Annotated in this window: 17 protein-coding genes; 11 read left to right on the top strand and 6 right to left on the bottom strand. The window is 72.4% G+C overall.

Features of this window, described 5'->3' with window-relative positions; translation table 11 throughout:
• Nucleotides 1-41: 41 nt before the first annotated feature.
• Entirely contained in the window at nucleotides 42-2,741 is a 2,700-nt protein-coding gene (locus ABZ851_RS21020; RefSeq protein ID WP_361129677.1) for a GNAT family N-acetyltransferase, read from the top strand.
• Nucleotides 2,742-2,772: 31 nt separating this feature from the next.
• Nucleotides 2,773-3,390, top strand: coding sequence for a CBS domain-containing protein (locus ABZ851_RS21015; protein ID WP_361129674.1), 618 nt, complete (start codon nucleotides 2,773-2,775; stop codon nucleotides 3,388-3,390).
• 109 nt (nucleotides 3,391-3,499) lie between these two features.
• Here the strand turns inward: ABZ851_RS21015 and ABZ851_RS21010 are convergent, their stop codons facing one another.
• On the bottom strand, nucleotides 3,500-4,000 hold the full coding sequence (locus ABZ851_RS21010) for a hypothetical protein (protein ID WP_361129671.1): 501 nt from the start codon (nucleotides 3,998-4,000) through the stop codon (nucleotides 3,500-3,502).
• A 271-nt stretch (nucleotides 4,001-4,271) separates the two neighbouring features.
• On the opposite strand from ABZ851_RS21010, the gene ABZ851_RS21005 reads away from it, so the two are divergent.
• Nucleotides 4,272-4,979: a response regulator transcription factor gene (locus ABZ851_RS21005; protein ID WP_361129668.1), complete on the top strand. Its 708-nt coding sequence runs from the start codon at nucleotides 4,272-4,274 to the stop codon at nucleotides 4,977-4,979.
• Here the strand turns inward: ABZ851_RS21005 and ABZ851_RS21000 are convergent.
• Nucleotides 4,970-6,847: a GAF domain-containing protein gene (locus tag ABZ851_RS21000; protein WP_361129665.1), complete on the bottom strand. Its 1,878-nt coding sequence runs from the start codon at nucleotides 6,845-6,847 to the stop codon at nucleotides 4,970-4,972. The genes ABZ851_RS21005 and ABZ851_RS21000 overlap by 10 nt on opposite strands.
• An 84-nt stretch (nucleotides 6,848-6,931) precedes the next feature.
• On the opposite strand from ABZ851_RS21000, the gene ABZ851_RS20995 reads away from it, so the two are divergent.
• A complete protein-coding gene (locus ABZ851_RS20995; protein WP_361129662.1) occupies nucleotides 6,932-7,825 on the top strand; it encodes a universal stress protein in 894 nt (297 codons plus the stop codon).
• Between the two features lie 26 nt (nucleotides 7,826-7,851).
• Here the strand turns inward: ABZ851_RS20995 and ABZ851_RS20990 are convergent, their stop codons facing one another.
• The gene (locus ABZ851_RS20990; protein WP_361129659.1) at nucleotides 7,852-8,355 is read right to left on the bottom strand and encodes a hydrogenase maturation protease; all 504 of its coding nucleotides are present in this window, start codon (nucleotides 8,353-8,355) and stop codon (nucleotides 7,852-7,854) included.
• 181 nt (nucleotides 8,356-8,536) lie between these two features.
• On the opposite strand from ABZ851_RS20990, the gene ABZ851_RS20985 reads away from it, so the two are divergent.
• The 5 genes from ABZ851_RS20985 to ABZ851_RS20965 are packed head-to-tail and all read left to right on the top strand — an operon-like array spanning nucleotide 8,537 to nucleotide 13,148.
• Complete coding sequence (locus tag ABZ851_RS20985) at nucleotides 8,537-9,691, top strand: 4Fe-4S dicluster domain-containing protein (protein WP_361129656.1); 1,155 nt, start codon at nucleotides 8,537-8,539, stop codon at nucleotides 9,689-9,691.
• Nucleotides 9,688-10,170, top strand: a complete 483-nt coding sequence (locus tag ABZ851_RS20980) for a cyclic nucleotide-binding domain-containing protein (RefSeq protein WP_361129653.1) — start codon at nucleotides 9,688-9,690, stop codon at nucleotides 10,168-10,170. The genes ABZ851_RS20985 and ABZ851_RS20980 overlap by 4 nt, the downstream gene beginning before the upstream one ends.
• Nucleotides 10,167-10,991: an FAD/NAD(P)-binding protein gene (locus ABZ851_RS20975; RefSeq protein WP_361129650.1), complete on the top strand. Its 825-nt coding sequence runs from the start codon at nucleotides 10,167-10,169 to the stop codon at nucleotides 10,989-10,991. Before ABZ851_RS20980 ends, ABZ851_RS20975 begins: the two co-directional genes overlap by 4 nt.
• A 1-nt stretch (nucleotide 10,992) precedes the next feature.
• Nucleotides 10,993-11,781 carry an oxidoreductase gene (locus tag ABZ851_RS20970; protein WP_361129647.1) on the top strand — a complete coding sequence of 263 codons (789 nt, stop codon included), beginning with the start codon at nucleotides 10,993-10,995 and terminating at the stop codon, nucleotides 11,779-11,781.
• Nucleotides 11,778-13,148, top strand: a complete 1,371-nt coding sequence (locus ABZ851_RS20965; RefSeq protein ID WP_361129644.1) for a nickel-dependent hydrogenase large subunit — start codon at nucleotides 11,778-11,780, stop codon at nucleotides 13,146-13,148. The genes ABZ851_RS20970 and ABZ851_RS20965 overlap by 4 nt, the downstream gene beginning before the upstream one ends.
• A gap of 138 nt (nucleotides 13,149-13,286) precedes the next feature.
• Here ABZ851_RS20965 and ABZ851_RS20960 read toward each other — a convergent pair whose 3' ends face one another.
• A complete protein-coding gene (locus tag ABZ851_RS20960; RefSeq protein ID WP_361129641.1) occupies nucleotides 13,287-14,147 on the bottom strand; it encodes a universal stress protein in 861 nt (286 codons plus the stop codon).
• Nucleotides 14,148-14,471: 324 nt separating this feature from the next.
• Here ABZ851_RS20960 and ABZ851_RS20955 point away from each other — a divergent pair, with 324 nt between their 5' ends.
• The gene (locus ABZ851_RS20955; RefSeq protein WP_361129638.1) at nucleotides 14,472-15,347 is read left to right on the top strand and encodes a universal stress protein; all 876 of its coding nucleotides are present in this window, start codon (nucleotides 14,472-14,474) and stop codon (nucleotides 15,345-15,347) included.
• 83 nt (nucleotides 15,348-15,430) lie between these two features.
• Here the strand turns inward: ABZ851_RS20955 and ABZ851_RS20950 are convergent, their stop codons facing one another.
• A complete protein-coding gene (locus tag ABZ851_RS20950) occupies nucleotides 15,431-16,138 on the bottom strand; it encodes a pyridoxamine 5'-phosphate oxidase family protein (protein ID WP_361129635.1) in 708 nt (235 codons plus the stop codon).
• Nucleotides 16,139-16,241: 103 nt separating this feature from the next.
• Nucleotides 16,242-16,922, bottom strand: coding sequence for a CBS domain-containing protein (locus ABZ851_RS20945; protein ID WP_361129632.1), 681 nt, complete (start codon nucleotides 16,920-16,922; stop codon nucleotides 16,242-16,244).
• Between the two features lie 229 nt (nucleotides 16,923-17,151).
• On the opposite strand from ABZ851_RS20945, the gene ABZ851_RS20940 reads away from it, so the two are divergent.
• Entirely contained in the window at nucleotides 17,152-18,144 is a 993-nt protein-coding gene (locus tag ABZ851_RS20940; protein ID WP_361129629.1) for a nitroreductase, read from the top strand.
• The last annotated feature ends 46 nt before the right edge of the window (nucleotides 18,145-18,190 follow it).

Here is an 18,190-nt window from a genome sequence, read left to right as displayed (position 1 = left end):
AGCCCAAGGTGAGACTCAGGACCCTGCGGAAGGGCATCCCGATGACACGCACCGCATCGCGCACGCACGAGGTCTGCGCACTGCTGGCCGACGGAAGCACGGTCCGGCTGCGCCCCGCCCGTCCGGAGGACCGCGGACAGGTACTGCGGTTCTACCACGAGATGTCCGAGGACAGTCTGCGCAGCAGGTTTTTCGCCATGAGCCGGCGTTCGGGCCGGCAGGCCGCGGACCGGCTCTGTGCGCCATCCGGGCCCGGACACCGCACCCTGGTCGCCGTGCACGGGGACCGGCTGGTCGGCGTCGCCGAGTACGAGACCACGGACGACCCCGCCTCTGCCGAGATCGCCCTGGCGGTCGCCGACGACTTCCACCACCGCGGCGTCGGCACGCTGTTGCTGGAACACCTCGCCCACACCGCCCGCGAGAGGGGGATCGCGGTCTTCACCGCCGACGTACTGGCCGACAACCACCTCATCCACAAGGTCTTCGCCGACCTCGGCCTCCGGTTCACCCGGCACGTCGACGGCACCACGGTGCGCGGCATCATCCGGCTCGCACCGGATGAGCGATACCTCTCGGCAGTGGACCTCCGGGCCCGTACCGCCGATACCGCGAGCATGCAGCCGCTGCTGCGCCCCCGCTCCATCGCGGTGATCGGAGCCGGCACCCGGCCGGGGTCGGTGGGGCGGGCCATCCTGCACAACCTGCGCGAGGCACACTTCGCAGGTCTCCTCCACGCGGTCAACCCGCATGCCCACGCCGTGTTGCGGATCCCCGCGTACCCGTGTGTCGCCCGCCTCCCCCGACCGCCCGATCTCGCCGTGATCGCCATCCCGGCAACCGCTGTCCCCGAGGCCGCGGTCGAGTGCGGAAGAGCCGGCGTCGGAGCGCTGGTGGTCGTGACATCCGGACTCGATGCGGGGCAGAGCGCGGCACTGACAGCGGCCTGCCGCCGCTGGGACATGCGGATGGTCGGCCCCAACTGTCTGGGCATCGCCAATACGGAAGAGCCGGTCCGCATGGACGCGACCTTCGCCGTCACCAAGCCCCTGCCGGGCACCGCCGGGGTCGCCGTGCAGTCCGGAGGCGTCGGTATCGCGCTCCTCGACGGACTCTCCCGCCTGGGCATCGGTGTCTCCAGCTTCGTCTCGCTCGGCGACAAACGCGATGTCAGCAGCAACGACCTCCTGCAGTGGTGGGAGTGTGACGGCCGGACCGATCTGGCACTGCTGCACCTGGAGTCCTTCGGCAATCCCCGTGCCTTCTCCCGCACCGCCCGGCGCGTCGCGCGCGGGATGCCGCTTCTGACGGTCGACGCCGGGCGCTCCGAAGCGGGCCGCCGCGCGGCCGCTTCGCACACCGCGGCCGCGGCGACCGCCACGATGACCCGCGGGGCGCTGTTCTCCCAGGCCGGCATCATCGCCACCCGCACCCTCGGCGAGCTGCTGGACACCGCGGCACTGCTGCACTCCCAGCCACTGCCCGCAGGCGGACGGGTCGCCGTGGTCTCCAACGCCGGCGGGGCCGGCGTGCTCGCCGCGGACGCCTGCGTGGACGCGGGACTGACCGTCCCCGAACTGCCGCCGGATCTGGTGAAAGAGCTGCTTGCCCTGCTCCCGGGAGGCGCCGGTGCCGGAAATCCCGTCGACCTCACGCCGACGGTGAGCGTGCGGGCACTGAGCGGCTGCGTGGACCGCCTCGCGGAATCCGGAGCGGTCGACGGTGTCCTGGCCGCCCTGGTGCCGACCGCACCGGCCACCGCCGTCGGCACCGATCTGTGCACCGGGCTGACCACCCGGACACCGGCTGTCCGCACCGCCAGGCCTGTCGTCGTCGTGCGGCTCGATCAGGCGGAGCGCGTCCGGCTGCTCCCGGCCGAGGACGGACGAACGGTGCCGTCCTTCGGCGAACCGCAATCGGCAGCGCGGGCCCTTCTCCACGCCGCCGAGCGCGCACGCTGGCTGGCCAGACCGCAGGGCAGTGTGGTGGAGCCGGCCGGCGTCGACTCGTCAGGTGCACGGGCTCTGGTGGCAGCATTTCTCGCCGGAGCGCCGGCGGGCGGCTGGCTGGATGCGCGGGCGACCGGCCAACTCCTCGCCCACTACGGCATTCCCCGGCTGCGCCAGGCATGTGCCGCCACCGAGCAGGAAGCCGTCGATGCCGCCGCGCGGCTTGCGGGACCCGGCGGTGGTGCGGTGCTCAAGGCCCAGGGGCCCGATCTCGTCCACAAGAGCGAGCGGGGCGCCGTTCTCCTCGACCTGCACGGCGAGCAGCAGGTACGAGCCGCCTACCGTGACCTGACGGCCCGTCTCGGGGCAGCCGTGACCGACATCGTCGTCCAGCCGATGGCTGCCCCCGGCACGGAACTGCTGACGGGCATCGTCCAGGACGAAGTCTTCGGCGCCCTGGTCGTCTTCGGCCTCGGCGGCACCACCAGCGAGCTGCTGGCCGACCACGCGGCGCGCCTTGCCCCGCTCACCGACACCGATATCCACGAACTCCTCACCGCACCGCGCTGTGCGGCATGGATCTACGGCCACCGGGGCACCGGCCCGGCCGACGTCGCCGCGCTGGAGGACGTGCTGGCGCGTCTTTCCCGGATGGCCGACGACCTCCCCGAACTCGCCGAGGCCGAATGCAATCCGGTCATCGCCAGGCCGGACGGAGTCACCGCCGTGGACGTCCGGGTCCGCCTGCTGCCCCGCCGCGCCCCCGACCCCTACCTGCGCCGGCTTCCATGAGGCCCGGGCACGAGCGGAGAGCGGGGCCGAGATGAAGCGTCGACGCGTCGGAAGCGTGATGACCGGTGATGTCGTCAGCGCACGGAGCGGAACACCGGCTGATGACATGGCCCGCTGGCTGGTGGAGTACGACATCAACGGCCTGCCTGTGGTGGATGCCGAGGACAGGGTGATCGGAGTCGTCTCCGCCACGGATCTGCGACGCCACCGGCGCACCACGGCCACGGACGGCGTGCTCACCGCCGAAGCGGTGATGTCCGCTCCGGCCCGTACCGTCCGTGCCGACGACTCCGTGGTGCGCGCGGCCCGCCTCATGAGCACGAGCGGGATCGAGCGGCTCCCCGTGGTGGATGAGGAGGCACGTCTGGTCGGCATGGTCACCCGGCGCGACGTGCTGCAGATCTTCGCCCGTCCGGATGCGGACATCCGTGACGAGATCGTCGACGAGATCGTGGTGCGGGCGTTGTGGCTGAGCCCGCAGAGCGTGGACGTGGTGGTGAGTCAAGGAATGGTAACGCTCAGCGGCCGGCTGGAGACCAGTGGTGCAGTGGCCATCGCCGTACGGATGGCGCGGCAGGTCGACGGCGTGACGGCCGTGGTCAGTCGTCTCACCCATCGGCATGAGGCCCCGTACCGGCAGCGGGCATAGCCTGCGGTCGAAGCGTGCGAGCTGACGGCTTACGTGTCGCGAGGGGTCGTGCTCGGCGTGGAAACGCGGGGGAGTGGGCCGGCCCCGGGACTCACCGAGCCGTCTCGGTTCAGGACTGCCGGTGCCGCCACCGGAAGTCCGTTTCCGTCCAGTCCTTCTCCCACTGGGCGTAGCGTCGGCGGTTCAGCAGGCCGACTCCGGCCCTGTGCGCGCCGATGAGCAGCAGACCCGTGGCGGATGCGGCGACGGTGCCGACCGCGACACTTTCGGCGATGGCGCCTTCGGGAGTGGCGGGGTCCCGCAGCAGGGCTCCGTGCCGGTCGATCCATGCGGTGGTCCGGTCGCCCGCCCGCAGACCGGGCGCCACGGCCGTCTTTCCCGTTCGTACCGTGCCGTCCGCGGCCGTCCACCGCACCGTGGCGTGGACCCGGCCCCCGGCGCCGCCCGCGGAATCCACGCCGATGCGCGCGGGGGGATCTTCCGTGAGGACGGCGGACACGCTCTGTCCTCCCTGCCCCTGCCGCTGGGCAGAGGCGTCCAGAGCACTCGCGGCCGCCACCCCGGCGGCAGGCGCCGTCACGGCGATCAGGACGGCAGTGGTCAGGAGCATCCAGGATTCCGCTGTGTCCGTCCCGCGTCTGAGCGGGTTGTTCCGCCACCGCCGGCGAAGCATCGTCAGAGGCATGAGGCACCCCTCTCGCCTCCTTTGACCTTGGCACGCTTTGAAGAACGCAGGTGAGGGCCGAACGGCCCCATCCGGGGACGGTCCGGTGCCGCGGGCACGGCAGGCCCGGGACCGTTCGGCCCTGGCGGGCCGGCCGGGGACGCCGCACGATGGTGAAAGGCGGAGGACATCCCTCGTATCCGGTCCGGAGGGCAGCATGACCGACGTACCGACCTTCTCACCGCAGCGGCCGATCCGCGTGTTCCTGCTCGACGATCATGAAGTCGTCCGCCGCGGTGTGCAGGACCTCCTCGACGCCGAACCCGACATCGAGGTGGTGGGCGATGCCGGTACGGCGGACCATGCGCTTGCCCGGGGCCCGGCGCTGCGGCCGGACGTCGCGGTGCTCGACGTACGGCTGCCGGACGGGGACGGTGTCTCCGTCTGCCGGGAGCTGCGCTCGCGCCTGCCGGGGCTGGCCTGTCTGATGCTCACCTCGTTCGACGACGACGATGCGCTGCTCGACGCGATCATGGCCGGTGCGGCCGGCTACGTACTGAAGGAGATCAAGGGGACAGATCTGGTCGCCGCGGTGCGCACGGTCGCCGCCGGCCGCTCCATGCTCGACCCGGCGACGACGTCGCGGCTGATGAGCACGCTGCGGGGCGAGGACTCCGACGAGGAGCCCGAGACGGACGCGCTGTCGAGCCTCTCACCACGGGAGAGGGAGATCCTCGGGCTGATCGGCGAAGGGCTGACGAACCGGCAGATCGGCAAGCGGCTCTATCTCTCCGAGAAGACCGTCAAGAACCACATCTCCCGCCTGCTGGCCAAACTCGGAGTCGAACGGCGCATCCAGGCGGCGGTCCTCGCCACCCAGGCCGCCCCGGCGCCGGACGCGCCGACCGGTGGCCCTCACGGCTGAGCCGTGCGGTGCGCGGGCGCGTCATCCCGAGGCAGCGGCACCCACCACACCAGGCGGGAGCCGCCTTCCGCCGGTGCTTCGACAGACATCTCGCCGCCCATGCTCTCCGCCCGTTTGGCCAGATTGCGCAGGCCGCTGCGCCGCCCGTCAGGGGGGATGCCCACCCCGTTGTCCTCGACCGTCAGCGTCAGCTTCCGATCGCGGACGCTCAGGGACACGTCCACCGCACTGGCGTGAGCATGCTGCGCGGTGTTGGACAGGGCTTCGCCGACCACGGCCAGCACCTGCTCCGCGACCTCTGCCGGCACCTCGGTGTCGAGGAGCCCTTCCATGCGGAGGGACGGCCTGAACCCCAGTGTGTCGGCCGCCCTTTCCACCGAGGTGGTCATGCGGACCCGCATGCCGCGGGCGGCCCGGCCGGAGCCATGGGTGCGGAGGCCGAAGATGGTGGACCTGATGATCTTGATGGTCTCGTCCAGATCGTCCACGGCCCGGAGCAGCCGTTCGGCGGCCTCGGGATGATCGACGAAACGCAGCGCGCTCTGCAGGGTCATGCCGGTGGCGAAGAGCCGTTGAATGGCAAGATCGTGCAGGTCACGGGCGATACGCTCATGGTCCCTGAGCAGCGTCAGCTGTTCGGCGTCGCGTCGTTGGTCGGCCATCTCCATGGCGAGGGCCCCGTGGCCTGCGAACGTCAGCAACGGCGCGGTCTCCGGCTCGGTGAAGGGACTGCGGCCGTGGAGCCGGCACAGCAACAGCACACCGCGCACACGCTCGCCGGTCAGCATCGGGATGGCGACGGCGGGCCCCAGCCCCATCCAGCGGGGCGGGCCGATGGTGATTCTGGGATCGTGCTCGACGTCAAGGCTGATCAAGGGGCTACGGGCGGTGAGCGCCGCCCCGACGAATGATCCGTGGCGGGGGAGGACCAAGCCCCGGTGCGCCTCGGCATCCACGCCGACGGCGAGAGCCACACTCAGGTGATCGCCGTCGACCGGCAGGGCCAGCACGCCGAGGTCGGCGGAGAGAATGCGCACGCCATGGTCGACGATCATTTTGAGGACGTCGGTCTCGCCCGCCCCGGGCAGCAGGCCGGCGACGATCTCGCCATTGGCCTCCAGCCACCGCTGCCGATAGCGCGCCTCCTCGTACAGACGGGCATGGTCGATGGCCACACCGGCCGCCACGGCCAGAGTCGACAGCACCGTTTCGTCCTCGGCGTCGAACTCCCTGCCACCACGCTTCTCGGTGAGGTAGAGATTGCCGAAGACCTTGTCGCGGACCCGGATCGGTACCCCGAGAAAGGAGTGCATCGGCGGGTGGTGCGGCGGGAATCCGTACGAGGCGCGGTGTTCGCCCAGTTCGGCCAGCCGCAGCGGTGCGGGGTGGCGGATCAGTTCACCCAGAATGCCGTGGCCGGCCGGGAGGGGGCCGATGGCCTGAGCTTGCTCCTCGGAAATCCCGACCGGAAGGAACTGGGAGAGACTGTTGTCGTCACCGATCACGCCGAGCGCCCCGTACTCGGCGTCCACGAGGGCGACGGCGGCCTCCACGATGCGGCGCAGCACCTGCGACAGCTCCAGCCCCCTGCCCACGGACATCACCGCTTCGAGCAGGAGAGAAGACGGTCCGCCCGTGCTCCATCCCACGGCCCGCAGACGCTCTTGCAAGTCGTCGGGCAGCGCGCCGAGGCGCGACGGAGCGTCTTCGGCCCGGCCAGGTCTTTCGTCGCCCACGGCACCCTCCGCGGTGGCCGCCGGGGGCACGGCCACACTCTCCACGGTACTGACCGAGGGCGGACGAGCACGTTGGGACGCGGCGGGAGAACAGGGGGCCGTTCGGCCCTTCGACGGCGCCCATCGGCTCATTCCTCGAAGGGCGGGGAGTCCAGCAGGGTCGGTATGGGGGGCAGGTGCGCGCCCGGCACCACCACGCCCGGAAGAAGGACAGCCATGGAGCCGGAATCGATCACCGTTGGGCTCGACGGTTCAGTGGAGAGCCTGGCCGCCGCACGGTGGGCGGCTGACGAAGCGGAACGGCGGAATGCTGTGCTGCGTCTTCTCCATGCCTGGATTCTGCTGGCCGCCGAGGCGCCGGATACTCCGCCCGACCGTGACCAGAACGCCGGGGCGCGGCAGGTCGTGGACCGGGCTCTGGACGAGGTCCGTGCCCACCACCCCCAGCTGCAGATCATCGAGGATCTGGTGGGATCCGAGGCCGAGCCGGCGCTGCTGCGCGCGGCGGCCGCATCACGGATGCTGGTGCTCGGGTCGCGGGCACTCACGGCGTGGGAGAGCTATGTGCTCGGTGACGTCAGCCTGGATGTCGTCGGCCGGGCCGAAGGACCGGTCGTCCTCGTTCGAGGGGGCTGGAGCACGCATCCGACGCCGCCGGAATTCGCGGACCCCGTCCCTCGGCCCGCGCCGCGCATCGTCGTCGGCATGAGCCTGAACGGGCCGTGCGAACCCCTGCTGGCCTTCGCGTTCGACGCGGCGGTGAGCCGCGGACTTCCCCTGCAGGCCGTGCACGGACGCACGCTCCCCGTGCACGCCTACGCGCCCTGGGGGGTCGCCCCCGGCGTCGCGGAGGAAGTCACCGCGGAAGCGGACGAAGAACTGCGGGAGAGCCTGCGCCCCTGGTGTGCGCGCTTCCCCGAGGTGCCGGTAGAGGTGACCGTGCTGCCGGAGAGCCCGACCCGGGCCATGGTGCAGACGGTTTCGGGGGCCGAGCTCCTGGTGGTCGGCCGCAGGCGGCACCATCCACCGCTCGCGCCCCGCGTCGGCCCCGTGGCGCACGCAGCGATCCACCATGTGGCCTGCCCCGTGGCCGTGGTCCCCCACGACTGAGGCACGGTTCGGGGACGGCGGGCGGCTCACCGACCGGCCGGAGCATGCCGCACGAGGTCCTCCTCGATCCGCTGGACGAGCGGCCCGACCGCGGCCGCGACCGGTGGCGACAGCCCGGTACCGAGGCGGGTGTCGGCTGCTTCGACGGCGTAGACGAGCAACGCTCCCGGCAGCCGGCCCAGAGCGCGGGCGAGTTGGACGGCATCACCCAGCGCGAAGCCGTGCGAGCTGGTCTCCCCCCAGCGCGTCTGCGGCAGATCACCATCGACACGGAGACGGTGCACGCGGCCGGGCCGGGCAGGGCGGGCGTGAGCGGCGTCCACGATGACGGCCAGGCGGGCGTCCTCCCACGCGGCGATCAGCCGGGTGGGCTCGCCGTCGGTACACATGAGCGTGACGCCGCGGGGCAGCGGTCGATACCGCCCTCGTCGCGCGAGGCGGGTCACGACCGCCCGGCCGACGCCGTCATCGCGCCGGTAGTCGTTGCCGACACCGATGACGGCGATCCGCGCGGCGGCAGAGACGTCCATGATCCGATGTCTGCCCCGTGTCGCCCGGCGAGTACCAGGCAGCGCGCCCGCGCCCGGCCGGCCGACCCGTCCGGGGGAGCGAGAGGGCCGGATGGAGCACGCGGGGACCGTCGGGCCGCCGTCGGGGACGAGGACGGCACATACTGGCGGCGCTGACACGATCCGTGCCGGAAGGCGGGCGATGACGGGCAACGACACCACCGCGGTGATCGGCACGGACGGGCTGGACGCGCTGATCCGCGTCCTCGCCGCACGAGGCCGCACCGTCATCGGGCCGACCGTGCGCGACGGTGCGATCGTGCTGGCCGAGATCGCCGGCGGCGACGAACTGCCGTACGGCTGGGGCGTGGAGCTGGAGGCGGGCCGGTACCGGCTGTGCCCGCGCGAGGACGGCGCGGCGTTCGCGCACAGTGCGGGGCCGCAGTCCTGGAAGACGTTTCTGCACCCGCAGCGTGAGCGCCAGTGGACCGCCGACCGCGGTTCCGACGGCGCGCTGGTGGTGACCACGGACGACTCCCCACCGCCGTCGTACGCCTTCCTGGGAGTGCGTCCTTGCGATCTGCGGGCCATCGCCGTGCAGGACCGGGTCCTGGCCGGCGGGCCGCACACCGACAGCCGCTACCGGGCCCGTCGGGACCGAGCCTTCCTGGTGGCGGCGGAGTGCACGGATCCGGGCGCCACCTGCTTCTGCACGTCCATGGGCACCGGGCCCGCCGTGGACCGGGGCTACGACCTGGCGCTCACCGAGGTGGTCGAAGACGGCGACCACCGGTTCTGGGTGCGGGCCGGCAGCGACGAAGGCACCGCGGTGCTGGCCGAGCTCCCCCGCCGGCCCCCGGACCAGGAGACGGGGGAGACGGCCCGGCAGCGGGTCGCCGAGGCGGCCGGCCGCATGGGCCGCAGCATGCCCCTGGTGGACCTGCAGACGCTGATGCGTGACACGTTGCAGGCCGACCGCTGGAACGATGTCGCCTCGCGCTGTCTGACCTGCGGCAACTGCACCATGGTGTGCCCGACCTGCTTCTGCACCACGGCCGAGGACGTCACCGAGCTGAGCGGGGACCACGCCGAGCGGTGGCGCCGCTGGGAGTCCTGTTTCGACCTGGAGTTCTCCCATCTGCCGGGCGGACCGGTGCGGGCGTCCGGCCACAGCCGCTACCGGCAGTGGGCCACCCACAAACTCGGCACCTGGTACGACCAGTTCGGCAGCTCGGGCTGCGTCGGCTGCGGCCGGTGCATCGTCTGGTGTCCGGTGGGCATCGACATCACCGAGGAGGCCCACGCGCTGAACGCGGAGCGTGCGGCAGGAGCGGCACGGGGCGAAGCCCGCTCATGACGGCACCGGAACGCAGGATCCTCGGCGCTCTGGCGCCCGAACACCGGGACCGGCTGATGGGTTTCGCACGCGACGTCTCCCTGCGAGCCGGTGTCCGCCTCTTCGAGGAGGGCGGCGCGGCCGACCGGTTCTGGATCATCCGCACCGGTCTCGTCGTCCTCGACGTGCACGAGCCGGGCCGTGGTGCGCTTGTCGTCGAGACCCTGGGCGAGGGCGAACTGCTGGGCTGGTCATGGCTGTTCGAGCCCTACCGCTGGCACCTGGGCGCGCGGACCGGAGGCGATGTGGAGGCGTACGAGTTCGATGCGCACCGGGTGCGCGCCGCGATCGACGAGGACCCCGCCTTCGGCCTGGCGGTCACCCGGTGTGTCGCGGCCGTGGCGATCGGCCGACGGCTGCGTGCCGCCCGTACCCGCCTTCTGGACCTGTACGGGCCACCCGGCGGCAGGACGGCCGTGGCCGGTGGTGAAGCGCCGTGACGGCCACGGGTCCCGCCCTGACCCCGTTGCCCTACCGGGTGGTCGGGCGCAGGGACGAGACCGCCGACACCGCCGAGATCGTCCTCGAACCCGCGGGGTCGGCCCTGCCGCCCTTCGTACCCGGGCAGTTCGCGATGGTGTACGCCTTCGGCGTCGGCGACATCCCGCTGTCCCTGAGCGGCATCGCCGGGAGCCGGCTGACCCACACGATCCGCGCGGTCGGGGCGGTGTCCGGAGCGTTGCACGGCCTGCAACCGGGCGAGACGGCCGGCGTACGCGGGCCGTTCGGCACCGGCTGGGACCTGCCCACCGCGGCCGGACGTGACCTGGTGATCGTGGCCGGCGGCCTCGGCCTGGCGCCGCTGCGGCCACTCGTCCACCAGGCGCTCGCCGCGCCCCACCGGTACGGCCGGCTGAACCTCCTCATCGGGGCCCGTACGCCCGGCGATCTGCTCTGCACGCGGGACCTGGACCGGTGGCGGGCGGCCGGCGCCCGTGTCCAGATCACCGTCGACCGCCCCGGCGACAGCTGGCAGGGGGACGTCGGCGTGGTGACCGCCCTCCTCGACCGGGCCCGGTTCGACCCGGCCGGGGCGGCTGCGTTCCTCTGCGGGCCCGAGGTGATGATCCGGGGAGCCGCCCGCGACCTCGTGCACCGCGGGCTCGCTCCGGACCGGATCCGGATCTCCCTGGAGCGCACCATGCACTGCGGGACCGGTCACTGCGGCCACTGCCAGCTCGGCCCGTTGCTGCTGTGCCGGGACGGGCCGGTCGTCACCTGGAGCCGAGCCGAAGACCTCCTCGCCGTACGGGAGCTGTGACATGGCCGCCGTGCCCGATCCGCGTCCACGACTGGCCGTGTGGAAATTCGCCTCCTGCGACGGCTGCCAGCTCACCCTGCTCGACTGCGAGGACGAACTCCTCGGCCTCACCGAGCGGGTGGAGGTCACTCACTTCCTGGAGGCGTCCAGCGGGCCCGGCCCGGGGCCCTTCGACCTCTCCCTGGTCGAGGGCTCGGTCACGACCGCCCAGGACGCCGAACGGATCCAGCAGATCCGCGCCGCCTCCCGCCGTCTGGTCACCATCGGCGCCTGTGCCACCGCGGGCGGGGTCCAGGCGCTGCGCAACTACGCGGAGGTGGCCGAGTTCCAGGCCGCGGTCTACGCCCGGCCGGACTACATCGAGACCCTTGCCACCTCCACCCCCATCAGCGCCCATGTCCCCGTCGACTTCGAACTGCGCGGCTGCCCCATCGACCGGGGACAGCTCGTCGAGGTCATCACCGCCTACCTCGCCGGCCGTACGCCCGATGTCCCCGCGCACGGTGTGTGCTTCGAGTGCAAGCGGCGCGGCACCGTCTGTGTGACCGTCGCGCACGGCGCCCCCTGCCTGGGACCGGTCACCCACGCGGGGTGCGGCGCGCTGTGTCCGGCGTACGACCGGGGCTGCTACGGCTGCTTCGGCCCGTCGAACTCGGTCAACTTCCCCTCCTTCATCCCGCTGCTGCGCCGTGACGGCATGGAGACCCTGGACGTGGTGCGGGTGCTGCGCACGTTCAACACCGCCGCGCCGGAGTTCGAGGCGGCCGCACGGAAGGAACTGCCCGGGTGACCCACCGCGAATCGAAGGTGCTGCGGGTGGCGTCCCTCGCCCGCGTCGAAGGAGAGGGCGCGCTCCACCTGCGCCTCCACGACGGCGAAGTCGCCGAGGCCCGGCTGAAGATCTATGAACCCCCGCGGTTCTTCGAGGCGTTCCTGCGCGGGCGTGCCCACACCGAGCCGCCCGACATCACCTCCCGGGTGTGCGGCATCTGCCCGGTCGCCTACCAGATGAGCGCCTGCCGTGCGATCGAGGACGCCTGCGGAATCGTCGTGGACGGTCAACTGGCCGCGCTGCGCCGGCTGCTCTACTGCGGCGAATGGATCGAGAGCCAGACCCTGCACATCTATATGCTGCACGCCCCCGACTTCCTCGGCGCCGACAGCGTCATCGACCTGGCCCGTACCCACCGCATCCACGTCGAGCGGGGCCTCGCGCTCAAGCAGACCGGTAACGCCCTCATGGAACTGCTCGGCGGCCGCGCCATCCACCCCGTCAACGTACGTCTCGGCGGCTTCCACCGCGTCCCTGCCCGGTCGGAGCTGCGGCCCCTCGCGGAACGGCTCAAGCGCGCCCGGGACGACGCCGAGGCGACCGTGCGCTGGGTCGCCGGCTTCGACTTCCCCGACGCCGGCATCGACACCGCACTTCTCGCGCTCGCCGAACCGGGCGCCTACGCCATCGACTCCGGGACCCCCACCGCGATGGCCGCTCCGCACACCGCGGGACTGCCCGCGGACAGCGACCGTGCGCTCGCCACCCGCACCTTCCCGCTGCACACCTTCCCCGACCACGTCGTCGAGACACAGGTGCCGCACTCCACCGCCCTGCACTCGCTGCTCGACGGGAACCGCCACCTCACGGGGGCACTCGCCCGCTACGCCATCAGCGGCCGCTGGCTGCCCCGCGACGTGCGGCAGGCCGCGGGGGAGGCCGGGCTCGGCGACCCACGCGAGGGAGCGGTGTGCCGCAACCCGTTCCGCAGCATCGTCGTCCGGGCCATCGAGGTGCTGTACGCGGTCGGCGAGGCGCTGCGCCTGATCGAGACCTACGAGCCCCCACCACTCCCGTACCTCGACGTGCCCGCGCGGGCCGGCACCGGTCACGGTGCGACGGAGGCCCCCCGCGGGCTCCTCTACCACCGCTACCGCCTCGACGCCGACGGAACCCTCACCGAGGCCGCCCTCGTCCCGCCGACCGCGCAGAACCAGGCCGCGATCGAGCAGGACCTGCGCCGCACGGCGCAGGAGCGCGTCGGTGCCGCGCCCCACCCCTCCGACGCCGAGCTGACCGCCCTGTGCGAACGCGTGATCCGCAATCACGATCCGTGCATCTCCTGCTCCACGCACTTCCTCGATCTCACCATCGCCCGCGACTGAGCTCAGGGCCCACCAGGAACGCTGGGGGCCCCGGCCCTTGCTCGACGAGTGCGACATCACCGCGGTCCCGGTGGTCGATGAGGACGAGCGACCGTTCCGGTTCCGGGCGGGCGTGGCCGGCCGCTGAAGCGGTGGGGCTCAGATGCGCGGGACGACCGCGACCGGGCAGAACGAATGGTGCAGAACGGCGAACACGATGGGGCCGAGCAGCATCGGGGTGCGCTGCATCCGACGCCCGACGACCAGCAGACTCGCCTGTGAGCATGCCCCCAGCAGCACCGGTGCGACTCTGCCCCGCTGCACGTGTCCGACCACGTCGACACCGGGGAACTTCGTCCGCCAGGGAGCCAGGATGCCGGCCAGCTTCTTCTCCTCGGCGACCGCGGAGAGGTCTTCTCCCGGTGGCGTGGCGGGGGCGGTGGGCACGTAACCCCGGACGCCCAGCGGCTCCCACGCCCGTACGGCGCGCACGCTCGCGTGGTGGGCCTCGGCGGCGGCGAACGCGAACTCCAGCACGGCCTCACCCCGTGTCCCGGGCTCCTGGACACCGACCACGACCTCGGGCCTCCCGTAGGCGACGGTCTCCTCCTCGCGCACGGTGACCGTGGGGCACTCCGCGCGTCCGAGCACGTGCAGGCTGACCGAACCGAGCAGGAACCCGGCTATCGCACCGTGCCCGCGCGATCCGAGCACCATCATCGCGGCCTGCCCGCTGCGGTCCACCAACGCGTCGACCGCCGGTTCCGGGACCTGCTCGGTCGTCACCGAGACGCCGGGGTGCAGCTCAAGCGCCGTGGCCTCCGCTGCTGCGAGCACCTCGGCTCCGAAGCGCTTCTTGTTCCCGGCCTCCTGGGCGATGGGGAGATCCAGCGGCTGGGAGGTCCAGGAATGCAGAAGATGGAGCGGCAGGCCCCGGGCCGCCGCTTCCTCCGCGCCCCAGCGCACAGCGGGCACGCTGTTGCCGCTGCCGTCCAGCCCTACGACGACGGACCCGCCCATGCCAACCTCCATGCAGCCGGGGCGACGGATACCCACCACTTCGCTCCCAGCATCGCCGCAGCCGGGGAGCAGACCAATGGGCCGAGCGGTCCCACCGGGAGGCCAGGTGGGCGGGCCGCGGCGCCGCTCACCCGGTCCGTCGTGCCGCCTCGGGCCGGGCCCACGCGCCGGGCCGCTCGGGGCCCTCTCCCGCTCGGGGCCCTCTCCGAGGGGGAGCCGAGCGGCCCACCGCCCGTCTCCATCCGGCCCTGCTCCCCGGCGGCCGACGATGCCACGGTGAGGAGAAGGGGAGTACTCCGCTGAGGCAGGAAGGCGGTGGGCACGATGGTGCGCCCCCTGGTCGTCGGTGTGGACGGATCGGACGCCAGTTTCCTGGCGCTCGACTGGGCGGTGGACGAGGCCGCGCGGCACGGGCTGCCGCTACGCCTGGTCTACGCCTCCCGATGGGAGCGCTACGAGGAGGTGGCCCTGGGGCTGAGCCTGAAGCGCCCTGCCGGGGAGGTCCTCGCGGACAACATCGTCGGGGCCGCGGTCGAACGCACCGGGCTGCACAACGCCGCCGTCGACGTCTCCACCCAGGTCCTGGGGGACGATCCGGAATCCGTGCTGCTGCGCGAAGCCGGCCATGCTTCCGCGGTGATCGTCGGGTCGCGCGGCCGCGGTGCCTTCACCGGCTTGTTGCTGGGGTCGGTCGGACTGGCCGTCGCAGCCCGGGCACGGTGCCCCGTGATCGTGGTACGCGGGGACAAGGCGGGGCTTGCGGGGACCCATGAGCGTGTCCTCCTCGGGGTCGGTGACCCGGCCGAGGACTCGGAAGCCGTCCGGTTCGCCTTCCGCGAGGCCGCGGCCCGGGGGTGCGCCCTCGAAGCCGTCCGTGCCTGGCGCTGCCCCGCACACGAGACCACCGACCACCCGCTGCTCGCCGGGGACCCGGAGCGGTATCACGAGGAGCGGGCATCGGCCGTGCTGGACGAGTCGCTGAAGGAGACGGCCGGTGCGTACCCGACGGTGCGGATCCGGCGTGCCACGGTGGAAGGGCCGGCTCACAAGGTGCTGGCGCAGCGTTCCGCCGCCGCGGATCTGCTGGTGCTCGGCGCACGGCGTCGTGACAGCCGACTGGGGCTCCAGCTGGGCCGCGTGGCGCACACCGCTCTGCACCACGCGGAGTGCCCCGTGGCGGTCGTGCCGCAGCCGGCGTGAACACGGGGACGGGGATGGCGCCCGGTCTTCATCCCCGGCCTCATGAGGAGGAACGCCTCCTCCCCTCACTACGTTTCCGCCCTTCACGGCGTCGCTCTCGATGGCGCATGGGCGCCCATGACGCGAATGCGCCGGCCGGTGATCCGCGTCGGATGGATGGCGATCCACTCATGACGCCCGTCGCCCACCCAGGGGGCGGTGTGGGCCTGTTCCTCGAGCCGACGCGCTTCGTGGGAGTCGGTGACCACGTGGGCGCGCCCCACCACCAGGACGCTCCAGCCCTGGCTGAAGGCGTCATCGAGGTGATCGACCTCCAGCGCGACCTCGTGACCGGCCGCCGCGGCCGGTCCGGCTCCCGGGGCGGTGCGGTAGGCGATCAGCTCGCCGGCCACGGTGTAGTTCACGGGGAACACCGCGGGCGCGTCGTCGACCGTCACCGCCACTCTGCCGACACCGTGCGTGGAAAGCCTCGCGCGGCACTCAGCAGGACCGAGAACCAGAAATTCGGGATGCGCGGCGGCCTTCCCGAAGCCGGCGGGCAGCTCCGTCGTCCCTCCGACCAGCTCAGCCACGGTCGTATCCAACGCACTCGCCAGGCGCAGCATGAACCCGATGCCCGGCTCGGCGGCGCTCTCCTCCACGTACTGGAGGAATCCCGACGAGGCAGCGGCGCGGGCCGCGACCTCCTCGCGGGTCAGTCCCAGCTGTTCCCGGCGCAGCGCGACACGGCGCCCGAGGTCGCTGCGACACCGGACCGGCTCCGAGCCGGAGTCGGACTCCCTGTTCGTCATCGCGTACACCTCCCTTCGTCAAGGCGGGCCGGCGGCGGTCCGGCCGGCCGCCGCGGTCCGGTCCCCGCCGCCGTGCCGCCCGGGCCCACCGTGATGAGGTCCTTCACGAGGGGGCTCCGCTTCCTTCGGCCGGGCCGGCGGCCACGGCGGGCTTCAGGTCCTCCGAGACCGAGACGACGCCGTCGACGCCGGCGCACATGCGGACGAGGACGGGGATGAGGAGAGGTTCCTCCACGGATCCGTGCAGTGCCACCTGCCCCTGGACGACGTCGGCGGTCACGCCGGCTGCGCCGAGGCGCGCGGTGCGCCCGACGATCTCCCGGGAGATTTCCTCCTGGATCGCCTTGTCCCGGCGGAGGAAGACGCGCAGCAGATCGCTGCGGCTGACGATGCCCAGCAGCGTCTCCGTCTCGTCGACCACGGGCAGCCGCTTCACGTTCTGCACCTCCATCAGCCGTGCCGCCTCCACCACGGTCCATTCCGGATGAGCGCAGACCGCCGGAGCGGACATGAGCTCGCCGGCGGTGCGCCCCTCGGCCCGGGCCCGCTCCCACGCCTCGAGGTGGGGCAAGGGTGTCCTGCCGGAGAGATCGGACCGGTCCGCCGCCTTCCGCAGCAGGTCGGCCTCCGAGACGATCCCGGCCGGCCTGCCCAGGCCGTCGAGGACCGGCACGGCACTCACCGCGTTGTCGGCGAGGAGTTGCGCGATGTCCTTGAACGGTGTGTCGAGCTGCACGCTCACGACCTGTCTCGTCATGAGCTCACCTATCGTGCGGTGCTCCATCTCCGGCTCCTTTCCCCATGGGGGCCGACGCCTTGCCCCACTTCCCCAGCCTGGCCGGAGCAGGGGCGCTCCCGGCATGAGCCGACCGGCCCCTTCGGCCGTCCGGCAGGCCCGGAAGGGCCCGAGTGGCCTGGGGGAAGGGACCTATGGCCCCTGACCCGGGCGGAGTGGCCCCACCACACTGAAGAAGCCCACCGAACCGCCGTCCGTGCCCGTCAGGGAGGCCCCGGTGTTCACCCAGACCCTCGACGACACGCTGGTGAAGACCGTCGTCGCCGACGCCACCGCCGCACCGTCCATGCACAACGCCCAGCCCTGGCATTTCAGTTACGCCCGCAGCAGCCGTACGTTCACCCTCTCCGCCGACCTCGAACGCGCGATGGCGCATGCCGACCCCACGACCCGAGGCCTGCACCTGGGCTGCGGAGCCGCGCTGCTGAACCTGCGGGTGGCCGCATCTCACGCAGGCCATCGCACCTCGACGACACTCCTCCCCGACCCGCACGCTCCGGCGCTCCTGGCCGCCGTGCGGCTGGACGACCCTCACGAGCAGAGGGACGAGTCCCTGGCCGGACTGCATCCCGCCATCCGCAACCGCCACACCAGCCGCTTCCCGTTCACGGAACGCCAGATCCCGGACACCCTCCGCGCCACTCTCTCCGAGGCCGCGGATCGGGAAGGGGCACAGTTGAGCTTCCTGACCACCCCACACCGCGAGACCGTGCTGGACCTGATCGTGCACGCCGAGGGCTACAACCGGATGGACGACGGCCGGGAGGCCGAACAGCGCCGCTGGACCCACGACACCGCTGCCGGACCAGCCGCCGACGACGGCATCCCCCACTACGCCTTCGGACCCCGCAAGCGCGCCGGCGCGGCCCCTCTCAGGGACTTCGCCGGCCGGGACAGCGTCCCCGGCCGCGGCTACGCCGACTTCGAGAAACACCCCCAACTGGCCTCGCTCGGCACCATGGGTGATACCCCGGCCGACTGGCTACGCGCCGGCCAGGCGTTGGAACGCGTCCTGCTCCTGGCCACCCTCCAGGGGCTCGCCGCCTCGTTCGCCGCGCAGCCCGTCGAATGGCCGGACCTGCGCTGGATCCTGCGCGACCCGCAGTCGGGAACCGGCTATGTGCACATGATCCTGCGCCTGGGGTACGGCCCCCAGGGGCCCAGGACCCCGCGGCGCCCGGTGGACCAGGTGCTGACGGTCACGCCGTGATGCCTGCCGGACGGGTCCCGCACGTCCCGTAGGCGGGCCGCCGGAG

The organism is Streptomyces sp. NPDC047049 (assembly GCF_040643995.1).
In the GTDB taxonomy this organism is placed as follows: domain Bacteria; phylum Actinomycetota; class Actinomycetes; order Streptomycetales; family Streptomycetaceae; genus Streptomyces; species Streptomyces mooreae.
Note: the sequence above shows the minus strand (reverse complement) of the source record. Positions and strands in the feature narration are given on the sequence as shown.